General features: G+C 72.6%; 19 protein-coding genes. 8 read left to right on the top strand and 11 right to left on the bottom strand.

Annotated features, from left to right (window positions below; genetic code table 11):
* Positions 1 to 8: 8 nt before the first annotated feature.
* Genes ACIHAD_RS07150 through ACIHAD_RS07140 form a run of 3 tightly spaced genes read right to left on the bottom strand, consistent with a single transcriptional unit; the run spans position 9 to position 4,980 of the window.
* Complete coding sequence (locus ACIHAD_RS07150) at positions 9 to 2,468, bottom strand: polynucleotide kinase-phosphatase (protein WP_397353443.1); 2,460 nt, start codon at positions 2,466 to 2,468, stop codon at positions 9 to 11.
* Entirely contained in the window at positions 2,452 to 4,023 is a 1,572-nt protein-coding gene (locus tag ACIHAD_RS07145) for a 3' terminal RNA ribose 2'-O-methyltransferase Hen1 (RefSeq protein WP_397353442.1), read from the bottom strand. The genes ACIHAD_RS07150 and ACIHAD_RS07145 overlap by 17 nt, the downstream gene beginning before the upstream one ends.
* Positions 4,024 to 4,065: 42 nt before the next feature.
* Positions 4,066 to 4,980: an LLM class F420-dependent oxidoreductase gene (locus ACIHAD_RS07140; RefSeq protein ID WP_397353441.1), complete on the bottom strand. Its 915-nt coding sequence runs from the start codon at positions 4,978 to 4,980 to the stop codon at positions 4,066 to 4,068.
* Between the two features lie 119 nt (positions 4,981 to 5,099).
* Here ACIHAD_RS07140 and ACIHAD_RS07135 point away from each other — a divergent pair, with 119 nt between their 5' ends.
* Genes ACIHAD_RS07135 through ACIHAD_RS07120 form a run of 4 tightly spaced genes read left to right on the top strand, consistent with a single transcriptional unit; the run spans position 5,100 to position 8,951 of the window.
* The gene (locus tag ACIHAD_RS07135) at positions 5,100 to 6,101 is read left to right on the top strand and encodes a hypothetical protein (protein ID WP_397353440.1); all 1,002 of its coding nucleotides are present in this window, start codon (positions 5,100 to 5,102) and stop codon (positions 6,099 to 6,101) included.
* A gap of 26 nt (positions 6,102 to 6,127) precedes the next feature.
* A complete protein-coding gene (locus tag ACIHAD_RS07130; RefSeq protein ID WP_397353439.1) occupies positions 6,128 to 7,258 on the top strand; it encodes a sensor histidine kinase in 1,131 nt (376 codons plus the stop codon).
* The gene (locus tag ACIHAD_RS07125) at positions 7,255 to 8,355 is read left to right on the top strand and encodes a sensor histidine kinase (RefSeq protein ID WP_397353438.1); all 1,101 of its coding nucleotides are present in this window, start codon (positions 7,255 to 7,257) and stop codon (positions 8,353 to 8,355) included. The genes ACIHAD_RS07130 and ACIHAD_RS07125 overlap by 4 nt, the downstream gene beginning before the upstream one ends.
* Positions 8,352 to 8,951 carry a response regulator transcription factor gene (locus ACIHAD_RS07120; protein ID WP_397353437.1) on the top strand — a complete coding sequence of 200 codons (600 nt, stop codon included), beginning with the start codon at positions 8,352 to 8,354 and terminating at the stop codon, positions 8,949 to 8,951. The genes ACIHAD_RS07125 and ACIHAD_RS07120 overlap by 4 nt, the downstream gene beginning before the upstream one ends.
* A 2-nt stretch (positions 8,952 to 8,953) precedes the next feature.
* On the opposite strand, the gene ACIHAD_RS07115 is transcribed toward ACIHAD_RS07120, so the two are convergent.
* The 3 genes from ACIHAD_RS07115 to ACIHAD_RS07105 all read right to left on the bottom strand — a co-directional run bounded on the left by ACIHAD_RS07115 (position 8,954) and on the right by ACIHAD_RS07105 (position 11,915).
* Positions 8,954 to 10,096, bottom strand: a complete 1,143-nt coding sequence (locus tag ACIHAD_RS07115) for a DUF418 domain-containing protein (protein WP_397353436.1) — start codon at positions 10,094 to 10,096, stop codon at positions 8,954 to 8,956.
* Between the two features lie 69 nt (positions 10,097 to 10,165).
* On the bottom strand, positions 10,166 to 10,528 hold the full coding sequence (locus ACIHAD_RS07110) for an STAS domain-containing protein (RefSeq protein WP_397353435.1): 363 nt from the start codon (positions 10,526 to 10,528) through the stop codon (positions 10,166 to 10,168).
* Between the two features lie 130 nt (positions 10,529 to 10,658).
* A complete protein-coding gene (locus ACIHAD_RS07105; protein WP_397353434.1) occupies positions 10,659 to 11,915 on the bottom strand; it encodes a class I SAM-dependent RNA methyltransferase in 1,257 nt (418 codons plus the stop codon).
* 97 nt (positions 11,916 to 12,012) lie between these two features.
* On the opposite strand from ACIHAD_RS07105, the gene ACIHAD_RS07100 reads away from it, so the two are divergent.
* Complete coding sequence (locus ACIHAD_RS07100; protein WP_397353433.1) at positions 12,013 to 13,653, top strand: alpha/beta hydrolase; 1,641 nt, start codon at positions 12,013 to 12,015, stop codon at positions 13,651 to 13,653.
* Here ACIHAD_RS07100 and ACIHAD_RS07095 read toward each other — a convergent pair.
* Entirely contained in the window at positions 13,640 to 15,685 is a 2,046-nt protein-coding gene (locus tag ACIHAD_RS07095) for an APC family permease (protein WP_397353432.1), read from the bottom strand. The two genes, ACIHAD_RS07100 and ACIHAD_RS07095, sit on opposite strands and share 14 nt — an antisense overlap.
* Positions 15,686 to 15,786: 101 nt before the next feature.
* On the opposite strand from ACIHAD_RS07095, the gene ACIHAD_RS07090 reads away from it, so the two are divergent.
* The 3 genes from ACIHAD_RS07090 to ACIHAD_RS07080 are packed head-to-tail and all read left to right on the top strand — an operon-like array spanning position 15,787 to position 17,551.
* Positions 15,787 to 16,452, top strand: coding sequence for a potassium channel family protein (locus ACIHAD_RS07090; RefSeq protein WP_397353431.1), 666 nt, complete (start codon positions 15,787 to 15,789; stop codon positions 16,450 to 16,452).
* Positions 16,452 to 17,111 (top strand): potassium channel family protein, encoded by a 660-nt coding sequence (locus tag ACIHAD_RS07085; RefSeq protein ID WP_397176458.1) that lies wholly within the window; start codon positions 16,452 to 16,454, stop codon positions 17,109 to 17,111. Before ACIHAD_RS07090 ends, ACIHAD_RS07085 begins: the two co-directional genes overlap by 1 nt.
* Before the next feature lie 8 nt (positions 17,112 to 17,119).
* Positions 17,120 to 17,551 (top strand): TIGR03668 family PPOX class F420-dependent oxidoreductase, encoded by a 432-nt coding sequence (locus ACIHAD_RS07080; protein ID WP_397353430.1) that lies wholly within the window; start codon positions 17,120 to 17,122, stop codon positions 17,549 to 17,551.
* On the opposite strand, the gene ACIHAD_RS07075 is transcribed toward ACIHAD_RS07080, so the two are convergent.
* From ACIHAD_RS07075 to ACIHAD_RS07060, 4 genes are all read right to left on the bottom strand, one after another.
* Positions 17,517 to 17,999: an NUDIX domain-containing protein gene (locus tag ACIHAD_RS07075; RefSeq protein ID WP_397353429.1), complete on the bottom strand. Its 483-nt coding sequence runs from the start codon at positions 17,997 to 17,999 to the stop codon at positions 17,517 to 17,519. The genes ACIHAD_RS07080 and ACIHAD_RS07075 overlap by 35 nt on opposite strands.
* On the bottom strand, positions 17,996 to 18,658 hold the full coding sequence (locus ACIHAD_RS07070; protein WP_397353428.1) for an SDR family oxidoreductase: 663 nt from the start codon (positions 18,656 to 18,658) through the stop codon (positions 17,996 to 17,998). Before ACIHAD_RS07070 ends, ACIHAD_RS07075 begins: the two co-directional genes overlap by 4 nt.
* A 66-nt stretch (positions 18,659 to 18,724) precedes the next feature.
* The gene (locus tag ACIHAD_RS07065) at positions 18,725 to 19,303 is read right to left on the bottom strand and encodes a Uma2 family endonuclease (protein ID WP_397353868.1); all 579 of its coding nucleotides are present in this window, start codon (positions 19,301 to 19,303) and stop codon (positions 18,725 to 18,727) included.
* 106 nt (positions 19,304 to 19,409) lie between these two features.
* Entirely contained in the window at positions 19,410 to 20,081 is a 672-nt protein-coding gene (locus tag ACIHAD_RS07060; protein ID WP_397353427.1) for a DUF3159 domain-containing protein, read from the bottom strand.
* Positions 20,082 to 20,084: the final 3 nt, after the last annotated feature.

Here is a 20,084-nt window from a genome sequence, read left to right as displayed (position 1 = left end):
GGCCGGGGTCACAGGCGCGGGTCCACCGGCTCGGACTCCAGGGCGAGCACCGCGAAGACCGGCTCGTGCACCCGCCAGCCCGCCTCGCCGTCCGCCAGGCGCGACAGCGCCTCCAGGCCGAGGGCGTACTCGCGCAGCGCCAGGGAGCGCTTCTTGCCGAGGAAGCGCCGGCGCAGCACGTCGAGGGACTCGGTGTAGTCGGGCCCGTAGATGATCCGCAGGTACTCCCGGCCGCGCACCTTCACGCCGGGCTGCACCCGGCCGGGCACGTACGCGGCGGGCTTGACGACCATGCCCTCTCCCCCGGCGGCGGTCAGCGACTCCCACCACGCGGTGGCCTCGGCCCTGGACTCCGGCGAATCGAGCGTGACGGTCACGTTCCTGGTCGGGGCGATCAGCGGCGAGTCGAGCAGCGCCAGCGTGGACAGGTGCCAGGCGTGCGGCTCCAGCGCCGTGGCCCGCCCCTCGCAGGCCAGGATCTGGAACGGCGCCAGCCTGATCCCGTCGAGCCCGTCGACCGGCCAGCAGTACCGTGCATAAGCGTCGCGGAACAGGGCAGCGTTGACGGAGCGGCGTCGGGTGCGGGTCAGCAACCCGCCCACATCCAGCCCGCGTCCGGCCGCCGCTTCCAGAGCCGTGACCGCCTCGGGCAGCGCGGCCCGCGCGGCGGCGCCGACGGAGGCGTACTGCGACCTGATCAGCTCGCCCGCCTTGGCCGACCAGGGCAGCAGCTCGCAGTCGAGCACCACCCAGTCGGAGCGCAGTTCCTCCCACAGCGGCTCGCAGGCCGCGCGCAGCGCATCGACCAGCGGCGTCATGTCCCGGAAGAACGGCCGCCCGGTACGCGTGCAGACGACTCCGGCGCTGCCGTCGGCCACGCCGAACCGGGCCGCGGCGACCTCGGGCGTCCTGGCCAGCACGGCGACGGCCCGCGAGCCCATGTGCTTCTCCTCGCACACGACCTCGCTCACCCCCGCCGCGGCGAACTCCTCGAACGCCTCGTGCGGGTGCTCCAGGTAGCCGTCGAGCCTGGACGTCTCCGGCGGCGCCATGGTCGGCGGCAGGTAGACCAGCCAGCTCGGGTCGACGGCGAACCGGCTCATGACCTCCAGCGCGGCGGCCGCGTTCTCCTCCAGCACCTTGACCCGGCCGCCGAAGCGGGTCTCGACGTGCCGGGTGCCGATCACGTCGCCGACGTCGAGCATGCCGGGCTCGCGGGCGGTCCCGGCGAGCGGCTTGACCGGCTCGTACCAGACCTGCTCGGCCGGGACCTGGACGATCTCCCGCTCGGGGTAGCGCAGCGCGGTCAGGTGGCCGCCGAAGACGCAGCCGGTGTCCAGGCAGATCGTGTTGTTGACCCACTCGGGGGTGACCGTGGGCGTGTGGCCGTAGACGACCATGGCCCGGCCGCGGTACTCCTCGGCCCACGGGTAGCGGACCGGGAGGCCGTACTCGTCGGTCTCGCCGGTGGTGTCGCCGTACAGGGCGAAGGCGCGTACGCGCTTGGAGGCGCGGCCGTGGTAGGACTCCTTCAGCCCGGCGTGCGCGACGACGAGCCGGCCGCCGTCCAGGCGGTAGTGGCTGAGCAGGCCGTCCATGAACGTCCTGGCCCGCTCGGCGAAGTCGGGCGGTTCGGCGGCGAGCTGGTCCAGCGACTCGCGCAGGCCGTGGGCGACCGTCACCTTGCGGCCGTTCAGCGCGCGCACGAGCTTCTGCTCGTGGTTGCCGGCCACGCAGATCGCGGTGCCCGCCTCGACCATGTCCATGACCAGGCGCAGCACGCCCGGCGTGTCGGGCCCGCGGTCGACCAGGTCGCCGACGAACACGGCGGTGCGGCCCTCGGGGTGCGCGAGGCCCTGCCAGCCCAGCTTCCGCAGCAGCGTCTCCAGCTCCGAGCGGCAGCCGTGCACGTCGCCGATGACGTCGAACGGGCCGGTCAGCTCGGTCCGGTCCGACCACGCCTTCTCGTATGTGATCTCGGCGTTGTCGATCTCCTCCAGGCCGCGCAGCACGTGCACCCGCCGGAAGCCGTCGGCGGAGATCTTGGACAGCGAGCGGCGCAGCTCCTTGCGCTGGCGGATCACGACGCCGGGGCCGAAGTCGCGGTCGGGGCGCGCGGCGTTGCGCTCGATCGCGACGTCCTCGGGCGTGTCCAGCACGACGGCGTCGGCCAGCACGTCGTGCTTCCTGGCCAGCTCGATGAGGCTCTTGCGGGCCGGGTACTGGACGTTGGTGGCGTCCACGACGGTGAACAGCCCCCTGGACAGGCGGACGCCGACGATGTGGTGCAGCAGGTCGAACGCCGCGGGCGTGGCGGCCTGGTCGTTCTCGTCGTCGGACACCAGGCCGCGGCAGAAGTCGGAGGAGATGACCTGCGTGGGCTTGAAGTGGCGGCGCGCGAAGGTGGACTTGCCGCTGCCGGAGACGCCGACGAGCACCACGAGGGACAGCTCAGGAACGCTGATCACGGGTGAAGACTCCCATCTGGGTGGGCGGGCCGACCTCGGGGTCGTCCTCGCCGACGGGTTCGACGGCGACGTGGTAGCCGTACTGGGCGGCCACCCGGGCGGCCCAGGCGGCGAACTCGGCCCGGGTCCACTCGAAGCGGTGGTCGGGGTGGCGCAGGCCGGTCAGGAACGCGTAACGCACGTTGTGCTCGATGTTGGGGGTGGTGACGAGCACGTGCCCCGGCCGGGCGCGGCCGAACACGACACGTTCGAGCGCGGCCAGGCGCGGCGGGTCGACGTGCTCGACGACCTCCATGAGCACGGCGGCGTCGTAGCCGGCCAGCCGCTTGTCGGCGTAGGTGAGCGCGCCCTGGAACAGCGTGAGCCGGGCCCGCCTGCTGTCGGGCATGCGGTCCAGGCGCAGCTTGCGGGCGGCGATGGTGAGCGCCATGGAGGAGACGTCCATGCCGGCGACGCGCGCGAACCTGGGCCTGGCCAGCAGCGCGGCGACCAGCTCGCCCTGCCCGCAGCCCAGGTCGATCACGCTCGTCGCGCCGAGCTCTTCGAGCCTGCGCAGCACGGCCTCGCGCCGCAGCGTGTTGAGCGGCCGCGCCTTCCGCGCCGCGCCCTCTCCCTCAGGCCCGCCTTCCGGGACGTCGCCCTGGGCGGCGGCTTCCGTGGCGCCTTCGGCGGCTTCGGCGGCGGCTTCGGTGGCGGCTTCGGTGGCGGCTTCGGCGACGGCTTCGGTGGCGGCTTCGGCGACGGCGGCCTCGTCGGCCGCGGTCTCCCCGGCGGGGGCCTCCTCGGCGAGCGCCGGCTCCAGCTCCTCCTCGGTCTCGTCGCCCAGCTCGGCCAGCCTGGCCAGCGCGGTGCGGGCCAGCGTCCAGCGCCGCCCGAAGTAGCGCCGGGTGATCAGGCCGCGCTCCGGATGCGCGCCGAGCCAGCCCGCCCCCGCCTTGACGAGCTTGTCGATCTCGTCGGACGCGATCCAGTAGTGCTTGCCGTCGTCGAGCACGGGCAGCAGCACGTAGAGGTGGTTGAGCGCGTCGGCCAGGAGCACGGTGCCGCGCAGGGTGAGCCGCACGTACCGGGACTCGCCCCACTCGGGGAAACCCTCGTCGAGCGGCAGCGGCTGCGCCTCCACCGTCCATCCCAGCGGCTCGAACAGCCGCCGGGCCAGCTCGGGGCCGCCCCGGCAGGGCAGGGCGGGCACCCGGATCTCCAGCGGCAGCGCGGTGCCCGGCAGCTCGGGGCGGGCCTTGCAGCGGCCCGCCCGCGCGGTGCGGAAGACGTCGGCGAGCGCGACGGCCAGCAGCGACGAGGCCGCGTACGGGCGGTCGTTGACGTACTGCGACAGGCTGAAGTCGGGCGAGTTCCGGCCCCGCGACCGCACCAGCGCGATCGGGTCGACCTCCAGCAGGAGGGCCGCCGTGCAGCGCTGCTCGCCCGCTTCGGGATAGAACACCGTGGCCGTGCCGAACGACTGGCCGAACTCCTGCACGCGCTCAGGATGTTTGTGCAGGAGAAAGCCCAGGTCGGTGGCCGGTTCGGCGGTGGTCGTGATCGTCAACAGCACGTGCCAAGTGTGCCGTAGCCGGACGAAGCACCGCCAACGGAATTACACGTGCGGCAGCACCTCGGCGGCGATGAGCTCCAGGTGTTCGAGGTCGGCCAGATCGAGGACCTGGAGGTAGACCCGCTCGGCCCCGAGCTTGGCGAACGCGCCGAGCTTGGCCACGACCTCGTCGGGGGTGCCGCACAGGCCGCCCTCGCGCAGCAGGCCGGGGTCCTGGCCGATGGCGGCGGCGCGCCGCTCGATCTCGGCCTGGTCGGCGCCGACGACGACGGTCTGCGCCGCCGACAGGATCAGGCCGCGGCCCGCCGCGGCGGCCGCCTCCCGCACCCGCGCGAACGCCTGCCCGGTGTCGGCCAGGGTACGGAACGGCACGTTGTACTCGTCGGCGTACGCGGCGGCCAGCCGGGGCGTGCGCTTGGCGCCGAAGCCGCCGATGATCAGCGGCGGCCGGGGCCGCTGGACCGGCTTGGGCAGCGCCGGCGAGTCGACCAGCCGGTAGTAGCGGCCCTCGAAGGAGTAGGAGTCCTTCGCCGTCCACAGGCCGGTGACGATCTCCAGTTGCTCCTCGAAGCGGCCGAACCGCTCGCCGAGCGGCGGGAACGGGATGCCGTACGCGGAGTGCTCACCGTCGAACCAGCCGGTGCCGAAGCCCAGCTCGACCCGGCCGCCGCTCATCTGGTCGACCTGGGCCACGCTGATCGCCAGCGGGCCGGGCAGCCGGAACGTGGCCGGCGTCACCAGCGTGCCGAGCCTGATCGTGGACGTCTCCCTGGCCAGGGCGCCGAGCGTCACCCAGGCGTCGGTCGAGCCGGCGCCGGGGTCTCCGGGGCCGATGCGCTGGTAGTGGTCGGACCGGAAGAAGGCGTCGAACCCCAGGCGTTCCGCGGCCTGGGCGACGGCGAGCAGGTCGTCATAGGTGGCGCCCTGCTGGGGCTCGGTGAAGATCCGCAGCTTCATGAGGCTCATTATCCGCCCACATCGGACGGCGACCGGAAAAGCCCCCCGCCGTCCGGCGCAGGCTTGCTACCTTCACCATCAACCGCTGAAAGTAGCCGATCAATCACGATGGGTGGCATATGTCGCGGAAGGCAAGAGAGTCCGGCACGCTCCCCCGCCCGCTGGCGGTGCTGGCCGCGCTCGCGCTGGCCGGCGCCACGGGCCTGGCGATCCGGATGCTGCCCGCGGGCGCCGGCCCCGCGCCGCCGTCCGCCGCCGCCCCCGCCCACTTCGCGCCGCCGAGGCCGCCGGTGGCCGCGCAGGAGCCGCGGCGCTCGTTCGTGGGGTTCGTCGACACCGCCCGCGAGCCGGGGTTCGACCTGGCCGCCGAGTCGCGCGGCACAGGCGTCCTGCGGTACGCGCTCGGCCATCTCGTCGCGGGCGGCGACGGTTGTCTGGTCCGGTGGGCCGGGCCGCCGCGGCCCGGCGGCGACCCGGTGGCCGCCGGGCTCGGGCGGCTGAGGGCGGCGGGCGGCGACGCCTTCCCGGTGTTCGGCGGGCCCGACGGGCACGACCCGGCCGTCACGTGCACCAGGCCGGGCGGCCTGGCCACCGCCTACCGCAGGGCGGTCGGCGCGTTCGGGGCCGCCGCGGCGGGCTTCGAGATCCGCGACGCCGCCGACACGGACGCCGTGCTGCGCAGGGCTCGGGCGCTGCGCGCCGTGCAGGGCGAACGGCCGCTGCGGGTGTGCTTCACCCTGCGCCTGAAGCCGGACGGGCTCGGCGCGGCCGACCTGGCGATGCTGCGCGCGACCCGGCGGGAGGGCGCCCGGGTGGACACGATCGAGCTGCTGGCCGAGATGGAGCCGCGCGACGGGCCGGAGGGGCGGCTGCGCAGGCTGGGATCGGCGGTGCGGGCGGCGGCCGGGCAGCTCGCGCGGGCCTACGCGCTGCCGGACGAGGAGCAGGTGTGGGAGCGGCTGGCCCTGACCCCGGTGCTCGCCGGGTCCGGCGATCTGGACGAGCCGGAGGCCCGCAAGTTGTCGGACTACGCCGTCCGGCACGGGCTGGCCTGGTTGTCGCTGCGCGGCACATCTCCCAAGGCGGACGTTTCCCGCATTCTCTGGCGTACCCACTCCTGACATAGGATTTTGCACAAATCCAGGGGGTGAGGGAAACGATGGCGAGCCGGCCGGAGAACGCGCGCAAGATCCTCATCTACTGGATGGACGCCATGGTCACCCTCCTCGGCCTGGTGTTCGTGAGCCTCGTCCTCATCTACACCACGCGCGGCCTGATGAGCGTCCCGCGGGCGCTGCTCGCGATCGCCTTCCTGGCGGGCCAGTTCACGCTGTTCCCCTCCATCCTGCGGGCCGCCTTCGACGACCGGCCGCGGCCCACGGCGAAGCTGCTGCTGTCCGGGGCGTGCGCGGCCGGCTCGGTGCTGCTGCTGCCGCACGACGAGATGGCGAGCACGGCCACCTGGCTGGAGACCGGCGTCCTGTGGGTGTCGGTGGTCGCGTTCTACCTGCCACTGTGGGCCACGGCCTGCCTGGGCGCCGCCGTGGCCTTCCTGGTCAGCGCGTACGTCGTGCTGATCACCGGCCGGTCCTGGGCCGGCACGCTGATCCCCGAGGCGGCCAGTTGCGCGCTCATGGTCGCGGCCATGCTGCTGTGGCGCTGGCTCTGGTGGACGATCAGGGACGCCAACGACGGCCAGGAGGCCAAGGCGCGCCTGGCCATCGCCGAGGAGCGTCTGCGCTTCGCCCGCGACCTGCACGACCTGCTCGGCCGCAGCCTGTCGGTGATCACGCTGAAGAGCGAGCTGGCGGCCAAGTTGTCGGCCAAGGACCAGGCCAGGGCCCTCGCCGAGATGGACGAGGTGCGCCGGCTGGCCCGCAGCTCGCTGGCCGAGGTGCAACTGGCCGTGGACGGCTACCACACGCTCGACCTGGACACCGAGCTGGCCGGCGTACGGGCCGCGCTGGAGGCGGCCGGCGCCCGCTGCCTGATCGAGACCAGGGTCGGCGACCTGTCCCCCGCCGGGCGCGCGCTGTTGGCGTGGGTCGTGCGCGAGGGCGGCACGAACGTGCTCAAGCACAGCTCGGCCACCACCTGCGCGATCACGATCGAGGGCGGCGTGCTGGAGATGCGCAACGACGGCGTCAAAGACCTCTCCGCGGCCCCGGGCAGCGGCCTGCACGGCCTGTCGGAGCGCCTGACCACGGCGGGCGGCTCGCTCTCGGCCGCCCCGACGCCCACCGGCGAGTTCCTGCTGCGCGCGGCGGTGCCCGCGTGAGGCGGCCGACCCGGCTGGACAAGGTCCGCTGGCTGATCGTCTACTCCACCGACATCATCCTGCTGGTGTCCGCGACCGGCTTCTACAACCTGTACGTCCTCGGGCAGAGCGTCGATCTGCCCTGGCAGGTGTTCGTGGCCGCCGGCGTGCTGCTGCTGGTCTTCATGGCGCTGGCCACGCGGCCGTTCCGGATCGCCGTGCGCGGCGGCCCCCGTCCGACGGCGCTGCTGGCCGTCGCCGGGGTGCTCGCGCTGGTCCTCGCGGCCGGCACGATCCTGTACACCGTGCCGGTGTGGCTGGCGATGCTCGCCCCCTTCGTCCGTCGGCGGACGATCGTGTCGTTGTCGGTCGGCTGGATCGCCGTCCTCGTCCTCGTCCTCGCGCTGACCATGGGCCTGCCCGTGGAGATGTTGGCGGCGGTCGTGGTCCTGACCGTGTTCAGCGGGCTCGGCGTGGGCGGCGTGCTGGCGAACCTGTGGTTGTGGCGGGTGGCCAAGGAGGCGCACGAAGGGCAGGAGGCCAGGTCCAGGCTGGCGGTCTCGGAGGAGCGGCTGCGCTTCGCCCGCGACCTCAACGACCTGCTCGGGCAGAGCCTGGCCGACGTCTCGGCCAGGACCGCCCGCGCCGCGGAGTCGCTGCCCGGCGACCCGGCCGCCGCCGAACGGGCCATGTTCGAGGTGCGCGACCTGGCCAGGCGGTCGCTGCGCGAGGTGCGGGCCGTGGTGCAGAACTACCGGGCGCTCGACCTGGACGAGGTGCTGTCCAGCGTCCGGGCGGTGCTGGAGGCCGCCGAGGTCCGCTGCACGGTACGGGCCGACACCACGGCGCTGGCCCCGGAGGCGCGTACCCTGCTCGCCACCGTCGTCCGCGAGGGCGCCACCAACGTGCTCAAGCACAGCAAGGCCGAACGCTGCACGATCACGATCGAGAACGGGGTTCTGGAGATGTCCAACGACGGGGTGAGCTGCCCGGTGGGCGAGCACGCGGCCAACGGGCTGGCGGGCCTGGCCCAGCGGGTCGGCGCGGCGGGCGGCGTGCTGCGGGCCGAGCCGACGGCCGACGGCGGCTACCTGCTGCGCGCGGCGGTGCCGGCATGACCACCCGCGTGCTGCTCGCCGACGACGAGCACCTGATCCGCGGCGCGATCGCCGCCCTGCTCGACCTGGAGGACGGCATCGAGGTCGTGGCGCAGGTGGGCCGGGGCGACGAGGTCGTGGACGCGGTCGCCGAGCACCGCCCCGACGTGGCCGTGCTGGACATCGAGATGCCCGGCATGGACGGCCTGAGCGCCGCCGAGCGGATCAGCGCGCAGTGCAAGATCGTCATCCTGACCAGCCTGGGCCGCCCCGGCTACCTGCGCAGGGCGATGGCCGCCGGCGTGAGCGGCTTCCTGGGCAAGGACGCCTCCGCCGAGGAACTGGCGATGGCGATCCGCAAGGTGATGGCCGGCGGCCGCTACCTGGACGCCGAGCTGGCCGCCGCCGCGATGGCGGCCGGCGACAGCCCGCTGACCGAGCGGGAGCGCGACGCGCTGCGCCTGGCGGGCGACGGGGCGACGATCTCCAGGATCGCCGCCGAGCTCCATCTCACCGAGGGCACCGTGCGCAACTACCTGTCCAGCGCCATGACCAAGCTCAACGCCCAGAACCGGCTGGAGGCGATCCGCACCGCCCAGCGCATGGGCTGGCTCTGAGCTCAGCGCCAGTGGGTGACCCGGCGCAGCGCGTACTCCACCGGGCCGTAGCGATGGGTGCGCAGCCAGCGCCCGCTGGCCCACACGAGCACGGTGTAGATCGCCAGGGCGACGCCCATCACCGCGATCGGCGACAGCCTGCCCGCGAGCGCGAGGCCGTACCCGGTGAAGACCAGGGCGATGAGCAGGGACTGGCCGACGTAGTTGGAGGCGGCCACCCGTCCCGGCGCGGCCAGGACGCGGCCCGCCGCCGGGAACCGGCCGATCACCCGGAGCAGGGTGGCGACGTACGCGGCGGCCAGCAGGATCGAGGTGAGCGTGTTGACCGCGTTGCCGACCAGCTCGACCGCGCCGTTCTGACCCGACGTCCAGGCGTACAGGAGGCCGCCGGGCAGGCCGACGCCGAAGCCCGCCCACTGGACGCGGGGCAGCAGGTGGGACCAGCGCCCGAGGTCCTCCAGCAACCTGGACTTGCCGGCCGCGAGCCCGAACAGGAACATGGCCAGCGCGGTCGGCCCCTGGAAGAGCCAGATCAGGCCCACCAGCGGCGGGTACAGCTCGGTCTGCATCGTCAGGAAGTCCAGCGGGCCGCCGGTCGCCAGGCCCAGCACGCGGGCCGCCTCGGCCGGATCGGCCGGTACGGGCTGCCCCGAGGCCGGGTCGAGGGTCGACAGCCAGGCGAGCGCCAGCCAGAACAGGGTCAGCGCGCCGATGATCGAGGAGCCGGCGATGACGGCCGTCCCGGGCCTGAGTCCGCGCAGGGCCAGCAGGACCACGCCGAGGGCGGCGTACAGGGTGAGGATGTCGCCGATCCACAGCAGCAGGCCGTGGGCCACGCCGATGACGAACAGGGCCAGGCACCGGCGCAGCGTCCTGGCCCGTACGCTCGCCCCGGCCCGCTCGGCCGCCCGCATCTGCAGCGTGAAGGAGTACCCGAACAGGAACGAGAAGATGATGTAGAACTTCGTCAGCACGAAGGCGGTGACGGCCAGGGCCACGGGCCCGTCGGGGATGGGCATGGCGCCCGACAGCGCGTACCCGGGGTCGGCCAGGAAGCCGATGTTCGCGACCAGGATGCCCGCCAGCGCGAACCCGCGTACGGCGTCGATCTCCCGCACGCGCCCGGCGAGGGTGGTTTGCGTCATGCCCCGACGCTAGGGACGCCGCCCCGCGCGGCGCGTCCGTCCTTGGTCTCGGCGGACGCGACCAAAGACTCAGGGGGGCGGACCGGCCATGACGGCGGCGGCCACGGCGGCGTCGGCCGTGGGATAGACCGGCAGGTGCGCGTCGACCCCGGTGATCTCCAGCAGCCGGGCCGGAGCGCCCTGCGGGGCGGCGAGGTAGACCCGCGCGTCGTGCCCGAGCGCCTCCTGGTGGCAGGCGAGCAGGGCGTGCAGCCCCGCGCTGTCCATGAACGTCATCGCGCTCAGGTCGAACACCACGTGGTCGGCCGGGCGCGCCCTGGCCTGCCGGACGTGTTCCCGTAATCGGGTGTGGTTGGTGGCGTCGACCTCACCGCGCACCTCGATCACGATCACGCCGGGCAGGTGCCGATGACTCACCGTGAGCGGTGTCATCGGCGGCCCGTCCGATCCTGAGCGACCCGTGCCTCCGGAGGCGACCATGGATGCACGATAGACAGCTTCACCCGCCCGGGGTTCCGGCAAACCGTCACGATGAGGTCACGCCTTGGCCGGTCGGCGGCCGTCAACGCCGCGGGGCGACCAGCAGCGCCACGCACTCGACGTGGTGGGTCATCGGGAAGGCGTCGAAGGCGCGCAGGTCGGTCAGCTCGTAGCCCAGCTCGCCCAGCCACTTGAGGTCTCTTGCCAGCGTCGCGGGATCGCAGGAGACGTAGACGATGCGCAGCGCCTCCAGCCCCGCGACGCGCTCCACCACCTCGCGCCCGAGGCCCGACCGCGGCGGGTCGACCACCACGAGGTCGGCGCGCTCGATCTGGAACCGGTCGAGCGCCTCCTCGACCCGGCCGCGCTCGACCCTGGCCTGCGGCAGGTCACGCAGGTTGGCACGGGCGTCGCGGACGGCCGCCGCGTCGGACTCCAGCCCGAACACCGCGCCCTCCGGCCCGACCGCCTCGGCCAGCCCGGCGGCGAACAGGCCGACCCCGCAGTAGAGGTCGAGCGCCCACTCCCCCGGCTCGGGCGCGGCGTAGGCCAGCACCGCGTCGAGCAGCGTCTCGGCCGCCCCCGGGTGGACCTGCCAGAAGCCGCTGCCGGCCACCCGGAACTCGCGGTCGCCCACGTGCTCGTGGAGCACGCCGGAGCCGCGGCGCGGCACCGTGCGGCCCTTGCCCTGGTCGAGCAGGATCGAGGCGGACGCGTCGAGGTCGGGCACGCTCACGCTGCGCCGCGGGCGCGGCGAGACCACCACGGCACGGTCGCCGCCGGCGGAGGCGATGACCTCGATGCCCGCCGCGCCCGGCCAGTCGTGGTCCTCGGCCGCGACCGCCTCGACCTCGGGGTGGGCGATCAGGCAGGCGTCGACGACCTCGATGTCGTGCGAGCGGTGCCGGCGGAAGCCCAGCTCGCCGGAGGGCGTGGCGGCGAACTGCACGCGGGTGCGCCAGCCGAGCCCGTCCTTGGCGCCGGGCACCTCCTCCACGACGACCTCGCGCTCGATGCCCGCCAGCCGGCGCAGCTGCTCGGCCACGACCTGGGCCTTGAGCCGGCGCTGCGCCTCGAGCGTGGCGTGCTGCCAGTCGCAGCCGCCGCAGCGGCCGGGGCCGGCGTACTGGCAGGGCGGGACGACGCGGTCGGGCGAGGGCTCCAGGATCTCCACGGCGTCGGCGCGCAGGAAGCGGCTCGTCTCCTCGGTCACGTCGGCGATCACCCGCTCGCCGGGCAACGCGTGCCGGACGAAGACCACCCGCCCTTCATGGCGCGCCACACACCAGCCGCCATGCGCGACCGGACCGACCGTCAGCTCCAGAGATGCCTGTTCCACACCCCCACCCTATGGTGAGCCGCCACGGGCGGCGTCCTCGTGCCCCGCCTCGCGACCCGGACGACCACTTTTCGGACTTGAGTCACTACTGTGGGTGATGATGGACAGAGGTCGGGTGGTGCGCCGGCGGCTCGGATTCGGGGGCACGCTGCTGGCCGTGCTGTTCGCCTGCGCCTCGCTGACGCCGTCGCTGCTGCCGCGGACGTGGCTGTTCCAGGGCGTGATGGGCGCGGTCACCGGCATCCTCGGCTACGGGGTGGGGGCCACCGCGGGCGCGCTGGGGCGGGCGGTGATCCCGTACCGGCTGCCCGAGCGGGGGCGGCGGGCCGCCTGGCAGATCATGATCGGTGGTTGTGCCGGGCTGACGGTCGTGGCGTTGTGGTACAGCATCGACTGGCAGCGCGACGTGCGGGCGCTCATGGGCATGGACACCCGGATCACGTGGTTCCCGCCGGTGATCCTGGCGGTGGCGGTCACGCTCTTCGCCCTGTTCCTGCTGCTGTCCCGCCTCGTACGCCTGGCCGGCCGCAAGCTGATCGACTGGCTCGACCGGTACGTCCCCGCCTACGTGGGCCACGTCGTCGGCGTGCTGATCGTCGCCTCCGTGGTCGCGGTGTTCGCCGACGACGTGCTGTTCTCGGGCTTCCTCAACACGATGAGCGACGTCTCCTCGGTCGCCAACGAGGGCACCCATCCGGGCGTGCGCAAGCCCGGCTCGGCCAAGGTGTCCGGCGGGCCCGGATCGCTGGTGACCTGGGACTCCCTGGGCCGCGAGGGCCGCCGCTTCACCGGCACCGCCTCCACGGCCGCCGAACTGGCCGCCTTCTCCGGCCGTCCGGCGGCCGAGCCCATCCGCGTGTACGTCGGGCTCGACGCCACCACCTCGCCCCAGGAGCAGGCCGCGGTGGCCGTACGGGAGCTGGAGCGGACGGGCGGCTTCGGCCGTCCGGTGCTCGCGGTGCTCGGCACCACCGGCACCGGCTGGGTGGACCAGCACATCGCCGACTCGCTGGAGTTCATGTACAACGGCGACACCGCCATGGTCGCGCTCCAGTACTCCTACCTGCCGAGCTGGGTGTCGTTCCTGGCCGACAGGCACAAGGCGGCGGCCGCGGGACGGGCCCTGTTCGAGGCGGTGCGCGCCAGGTGGGACCGGCTCCCGCCCGCCCACCGGCCCCGGCTGCTGGTCGCCGGCGAGAGCCTGGGCTCCTACGAGCTGGAGAACTCCTTCCGCGACCTGACCGACCTGGTCACGCGGACCGACGGCGCGCTGTTCGTCGGCCCGCCGAACGCCAACCCCATCTGGCACCACCTGACCACCCTCCGCGACCCCGGCACCCCCGTCTGGCGGCCCGTCTACCAGGACGGCAGGACGGCCCGCTTCGCCCAGCACCCGGCCGACCTGGCACGCCCCAAGGGCCCGTGGCCGCTTCCCCGCGTGGTCTACCTGCAGAACGCCACCGACCCCGTCGTGTGGTGGTCGCCCACGCTCATCTACCACCGGCCCGCCTGGCTGGAGGGCGAGCGGGGGCCCGGGGTGAACCCGCAGATGAACTGGTTCCCGCTGGTGACGTTCTGGCAGGTGCTGGTGGACATGACGGCGGCGATGTCCGTGCCGCCCGGCCACGGCCACCGCTACGGCGCCAACATCGTGGACGGGTGGGCCGCCGTCGCCGCGCCGCGGGGCTGGACGGCGTCCGACACGTGGCGGCTGCGGACGCTGGTCAGCGCGCCTTGATCTGCCCCTCGTCCTTGACGGTCTGGTGCCAGGGACGGCGCACCGCGCCCGGCGCGTACGGCTCGGGCCGGCCCTTGAGCCGGTCGGAGGAGTGCAGCTGCCAGGGCACGCTGGTCACCATGACGCCCGGCTTGAACAGCAGCCTGGCCTTCAGCCGCAACGCGCTCTGGTTGTGCAGCAGGTGCTCCCACCAGTGGCCGACGACGTACTCGGGGATGAAGACGGTGACCACGTCGCGCGGTGAGCGGCGGCGCAGGGTCTTGACGTAGTCGAGGATGGGCTGGGTGATCTCGCGGTAGGGCGAGTCGAGCATCTTGAGCGGCACCGGGATGCCGCGCCGCTCCCACTCCTCCTGGAGCTGGCGCGCCTCCTCGCCCTCGACGCCCACGGTGATCGCCTCCAGCGAGGAGGGACGGGTGGCGCGGGCGTAGGCGAGCGCGCGCATGGTCGGCTTGTGGATCTTGGAGACGAGCACGATCGCGTGGTTGCGGGCCGGCAGCATGGCGGGCTCGTAGTCGTCGGTGATCTCCAGCTCGGCCGCGACCTTGTCGTAGTGGCGGCGGATGCCCTTCATCATGAGGAACAGCACCGGCATCGCGATGACCACGATCCACGCCCCGACCAGGAACTTGGTCAGCAGCACGACGATCAGCACCAGGCCGGTCATGATGGCGCCGAAGAAGTTGATCACGCGGGAGCGGTGCATCTGGTGGCGGACCTGGCGGTCGGTCTCGGTCCTCAGATGACGGGTCCAGTGGATGACCATGCCGATCTGGCTGAGCGTGAAGGAGACGAACACGCCGACGATGTAGAGGTTGAGCAGGCGGCTGACGTCGGCCTGGAAGCCCCACAGCAGCAGGCACGCGCCGAGCGCCAGGATGATGATGCCGTTGGAGAAGGCCAGCCGGTCGCCGCGGGTGTGCAGCTGGCGCGGCAGGTAACGGTCCTGGGCGAGGATCGAGCCGAGCACGGGGAAGCCGTTGAAGGCGGTGTTCGCGGCCAGGAACAGGATGAGCGCGGTCACCGCGGAGATCACCACGAACGGCAGCGAGCCGCCGCCGAACACCGCGTCGGCCACCTGGGAGATGATCGGCTGCTGGTAGTAGCCCTCGCCGACCGGGGTGCCGTCGGGCCTGAGCAGGTCGTGGGCGACGACGCTCGGCTCGGCCACCCGCACGCCGGAGGCCAGACCGAGCGCGATGATGCCGCCGAACATGGTGATGGCGATCAGGCCCATCATGAGCAGCGTCGTGGCGGCGTTCTTGCTCTTGGGCTTGCGGAAGGCGGGCACGCCGTTGCTGATGGCCTCGACGCCGGTCAGCGCGGCGCAGCCGGAGGAGAAGGCGCGCAGGATCAGGAAGGCCGCGGCGAAGGAGGCCAGGTTGGCCTGCTCGGGCCGGATGGTGAACCCGGCGCTGGGCGCCCGCAGCTCGTCGCCGAACACCAGCAGCCGGATGCCGCCCCAGGCGACCAGGCCGATCACCGCGAACATGAACGCGTACGTGGGGATGGCGAAGGCGGCGCCGGACTCGCGGATGCCGCGCAGGTTGACCACGGTGAGCAGGATCACGATGATGATGGCGATCGCGGGCCGGTGGTCGGCCACGAACGGGATCGTCGCGCCGACGTAGTCGACGCCGTTGGCCACCGACACCGCCACGGTCAGCACGTAGTCGACCATGAGGGCGCTGGCGACGGTGAGCCCGGCGTTCTTGCCGAGGTTGGTGGTGGCGACCTCGTAGTCGCCGCCGCCGCTGGGGTAGGCGTGCACGTTCTGCCGGTACGACGCCACGACGGTGAGCATCACCACCACGACGGCGACGGCGATCCAGGGACTGTAGGAATAGAACGAGACGCCCGCCAGCGACAGGATGACCAAAATCTCCTGCGGGGCGTAGGCCACAGAGGACAGCGCGTCACTGGCGAAGACGGGCAGGGCGATGCGTTTGGGCAGGAGTTGCTCGTGGAGCTGCCCGCTTCGCAGGGCGCGCCCCACGAGCACGCGTTTGACAAGATCCGTTACCTTCGCCACGTAACGAGATGCTAGCCGCATGCCGATGCCCTAAACGCGGCGCTCCCCCATCGGGCCATACTGGTGTCGAGCAACCGGCCGACCGCGAAGTGCGGGGGAGTATGCATATAGTGATCATGGGATGCGGCAGGGTCGGTTCGACCCTCGCCCACATCCTCGAGGACAGCGGCCATTCCGTCGCCATCATCGACCGTGACCCGCAGGCGTTCCGCCGCCTGCGCGCGGGGTTCCGGGGGCGGCGGGTGACCGGCGTCGGCTTCGATCGCGACGTGCTCACCGAGGCCGGAATCGAGTCGGCGACCGCCTACGTCGCCGTCTCCAGCGGCGACAACTCCAACATCATCTCCGCGCGCGTGGCCCGCGAGACGTTCGGCGTCGACAACGTGGTGGCCCGCATCTACGACCCTCGGCGGGCCGAGGTCTACCAGCGGCTGGGCATCCCCACGGTGGCCACCGTGCGCTGGACGGCCGATCAGATCCTGCGCCGTATCCTCCCCGAGGGCGCCGAGCCGCTGTGGCGTGACCCCACGGGCACGGTCGTCCTCTCCGAGGTCACCGCCAACCCGGCCTGGATCGCCACCCGCGTCGTCGACCTGGAGAGCCGGGCCCGCGCCCGCGTGGCCTTCATCAACCGCATGGGCGAGGCCCTGACCATCACGGACGAGACGGTGGTGCAGGAGGGCGACCTGCTCCACGTCATCGCGGCGGAGAACGACATGGACCGGATCAACAAGGTGCTCGCCGCTGCGCCGGAAGAGGACGACTGATGCGCATCGCCATCGCCGGCGCGGGCGCCGTGGGCCGTTCCATCGCCGCCGAGCTGCTGGAGAACGGCCACGAGGTCCTGCTCATCGACGTCGACCCGCGGGCGATCAAGATCGACAGCGTGCCGCGCGCCGAATGGCTGCTCGCCGACGCGTGCGAGATCGCCTCGCTCGACGAGGCCGGGCTCGGCAACTGCCACGTCGTGGTGGCCTCCTCCGGCGACGACAAGGTCAACCTCGTGGTCTCGCTGCTGGCCAAGACCGAGTACGGCGTGCCGCGCGTGGTGGCCCGCATCAACCACCCCAACAACGAGTGGCTGTTCAACGAGTCGTGGGGCGTCGACGTCGCCGTCTCGACGCCGCGGCTGCTGAGCGCTCTGGTGGAGGAGGCGGTCAGCGTCGGCGACCTGGTGCGGCTGATGACGTTCCGTCAGGGCCAGGCCAACCTGGTCGAGCTGACCCTGGCCGAGGACGCGCCGGTGGTGGGCCAGCGTGCCGGGTCGGTGCCGTGGCCGGTCGACTCCGCGCTGGTGGCGATCCTGCGCGAGGGCCGGGTGCTGGTGCCGACCGCCGACGACCCCCTGGAGGCCGGCGACGAGCTGCTGTTCGTGGCCAGCCAGGAGGTCGAGGAGGAGCTCGCCCACCTGCTCTCGCAGCGCTGAGCCCGGTCGTGGACGCCGGCCGCGCCCGTTCGCTGTTCGCGGGCGCCCGCGTCGCCCGCCTGGCGACGGCCGACGCGGGTGGGGTGCCGCGTCTGGTGCCCGTCACCTTCGCCGTCCTCGGTGACGTCGTGGTCTCCGCCGTCGACCACAAGCCGAAGAGCACGTACGACCTGCGGCGGCTGCGCGACATCCGGGCGAACCCGCGGGTCAGCCTGCTCGCCGACCACTACGAGGACGACTGGACCAGGCTGTGGTGGGCGCGCGCCGACGGCACGGCGACCGTGCACGAGGGCGGCCACGCGGACGGTCACGAGGGCGGACACGAGGCCGCGCTGCGGGCGCTGGCCGGCAAGTACGAGCAGTACCGCAGCCGGCCGCCCGAGGGGCCCTTGATCGTGGTCGCGGTCAGTCGGTGGTCGGGGTGGGCGTACTCGGGATGAGCAGGTCGCGGTGGGCGGCCTGCAGGCCCTCGGGCAGGTCGTCCGGGGTGACCCAGCGGGCTTCGAGGATCTCCAGCGGGTCGATCCTGAGCGTGCCGCCGACGAGGACGGCCTCGTAGGCCACCTCGGCCCGCAGCCCGAAGCCGCTGCGTACGCGCAACAACCGGCCCGTGCGCACGCTCAGGCCGGTCTCCTCCAGCACCTCGCGCTCCACCGTGCCCTCGAAGGTCTCGCCCCTCTTGGCGAACCCCGTGGGGAAGCCCCATTGCCGCCCTTCCTGCCACAGGCGGTGGCGCAGCACGAGCACGCGGCCGTCGGCGTCGCGTACGAGGCCGGTGACGCCGATCATGAAGGTGGCATGGGTGAGCCACAACACCCGCCAGCGCACGCGCCCGCCCAGCGCCTTCCACACCCGCGCCACCACCCGCCCCAGCACATTCCCCCTCATCCCTCCCAGACTCCCACGCCCACAGATCCCCCGATCCCCCGAACCCCCGAACCTCCGGACCCCTGCGCCACCGAGCTCCGAGCCCCCGAGCCCCCGGCGACCGCACAGCCCCTCGGCTGCACCGCCCGAACTCCTGCTCCACCTTCCTCATCCCCGGGCCACCAGGTGCGCACCGGCCCCAGGAGCCCGCCCCGGTAGCGCCCGCCGCTTCCCTTGCGCCCGGCTCTGAACAGAATCATCCGCCCACCCGGACGCCGGTCATCGTTCCGGGCCGCGAACACCCGCGTCAGCAGCACGCTCGCCCGCGCGTTGACCGCCCACGGCAGGTCGAGCTCGGCGGCGGTCACGTCGGCCAGCGCCTGGCGGGAGCTGCGCGCATGGTTGGCCACCACCACGTCCACGTGCCCGAACCGGCTCACCGCCTGCTCCATCACGCGCTCAGGGGCCTCGGGGTCGGCGAAGTCCGCCTCCATGTGCGTCAGGTCGTCACCCGTGCCGCCCAGCGCGTCGAGTACACCGTCGATGCCCGCCGGGTCGCTCCCCCAAGCCTGGTCGGCGTCGTACGGGGGCCACGACTGCACCGCCACCCTCGCACCGGACGCCGGCAGCTCACGCGCCACCGCGAACCCGATGCCCGCCCGGCGGCTCACCCCGGTCACCACCGCCACCCGCCCGCCAGGGGCCCTCGTCCATGGCTCATCCGAGCATCATGGCGGGTCAAGGGGTTAGAGGCGATGGATCCCGCTCAGGTCGACGTCGAGGTCGAAGGGGACGGTCAGCTTGAGCCTGTCGTGGTGGATGCCGGTGAGCGCGTAGGCGCGGGTGGCGGGGTCGCGCTCGTAGACGTATACGACGGGCTCGCCACCGTCGTCCTCGACCCGCCAGAAGTGCGGGATCCCGGCGGCGGCATACAGAGCCGGCTTACGCTCCCGGTCCCGGCTTCGGGACTCGGGTGACACCACTTCGACAGCCAGGACCACGTCCTGCGCCTTGTAGAAGGTCTCGCGACCGCTGCCGAGGGCCTCTGCCTTCAGCACGACGAGGTCAGGCTCGGGGCGTTGATCGTGCCCCAGGACCACGCTCATCTCGCGGCGAACCCGGAGCTCTTCGGGAGCGGCTCCGCGCAGGTCAGCGGCGAGGAGGTCGACCATCACGGCGTGGAAGGACGCTTGGGGGCTCACGAAGACCAAGCTTCCGTCAATCAACTCTGTGTGCGCAGGAAGATTCGGAATGTCATCGAGGTCTTCTGCGACAAAGCCTCCCGGCGGCGGGAAGACCCAGTCAGGCAGCGAGGAAGTGGTCATCTCGAGGCTCACCGCTTCGGCTGTCATGCGTCTACGCTACCAATGTAATGCGCTCACGCCAGGTGAACAGGCGCACACGTTTCGGTGGCCGGGAGGCCCCGACGGGTCAGGCCGGGGCGACCGGGGGCTTGATGGGGGTGCGGCCGCGGCCGAGGAGCCAGAGCATCGCGGCCAGGGCCGCCACCTGGAGGGGCCACCCCATCACGATCTTGGCGAAGCCCAGCGCGGCCACCGCCTCGTCACCGCCGCCGAACAGGTAGACCGGGCCCTGCACCGCCACCCGCACCACGCATGGCAGCATGAGCAGCCACGTCAGTCGCGTGCAGAGACGGACGATGCCCGCGTCTTTGTGCCAGCCCACCGGATCGTTGGTGACCGAGCCGATGAGGAAGCCCACGACCGGCCATCGGGTGACGATGGACAGCAGCATGGCCACCGAGTAGGCGGCGTTCCACAGGATGCCGGGCAGGAAGTAGTCTTTCGCGTCGCCGGAGCGGCTGGCGAAGAACGCGCCGATCGCGATGCCGATCAGGCTGTTGATCACGAACTGCGGCGTGGACCGCTGGATCACCCTGGCCAGCAGGAGCACCACCGACAGCGAGATGCTGATGATGAGCGACGTCTTCAGGTCTTCGGTGAAGATCCACGCCAACGTGAAGGCGATCGTCGGCACCGCGGCCTCGATGATGCCGCGGACGCCGCCGAAGGCCTTGGCGAGCTGGGCTCGCACCGCCGCCTCGACGGTCTCGTGCGCGACCTCTTCCGCCTCAGCACTCACCTG

The organism is Nonomuraea sp. NPDC052265, assembly GCF_044547985.1.
Classification (GTDB): Bacteria; Actinomycetota; Actinomycetes; order Streptosporangiales; family Streptosporangiaceae; genus Nonomuraea.
The sequence above is the reverse complement of the archived record's forward strand: the minus strand, read 5'-3'. Positions and strand labels throughout refer to the sequence as shown.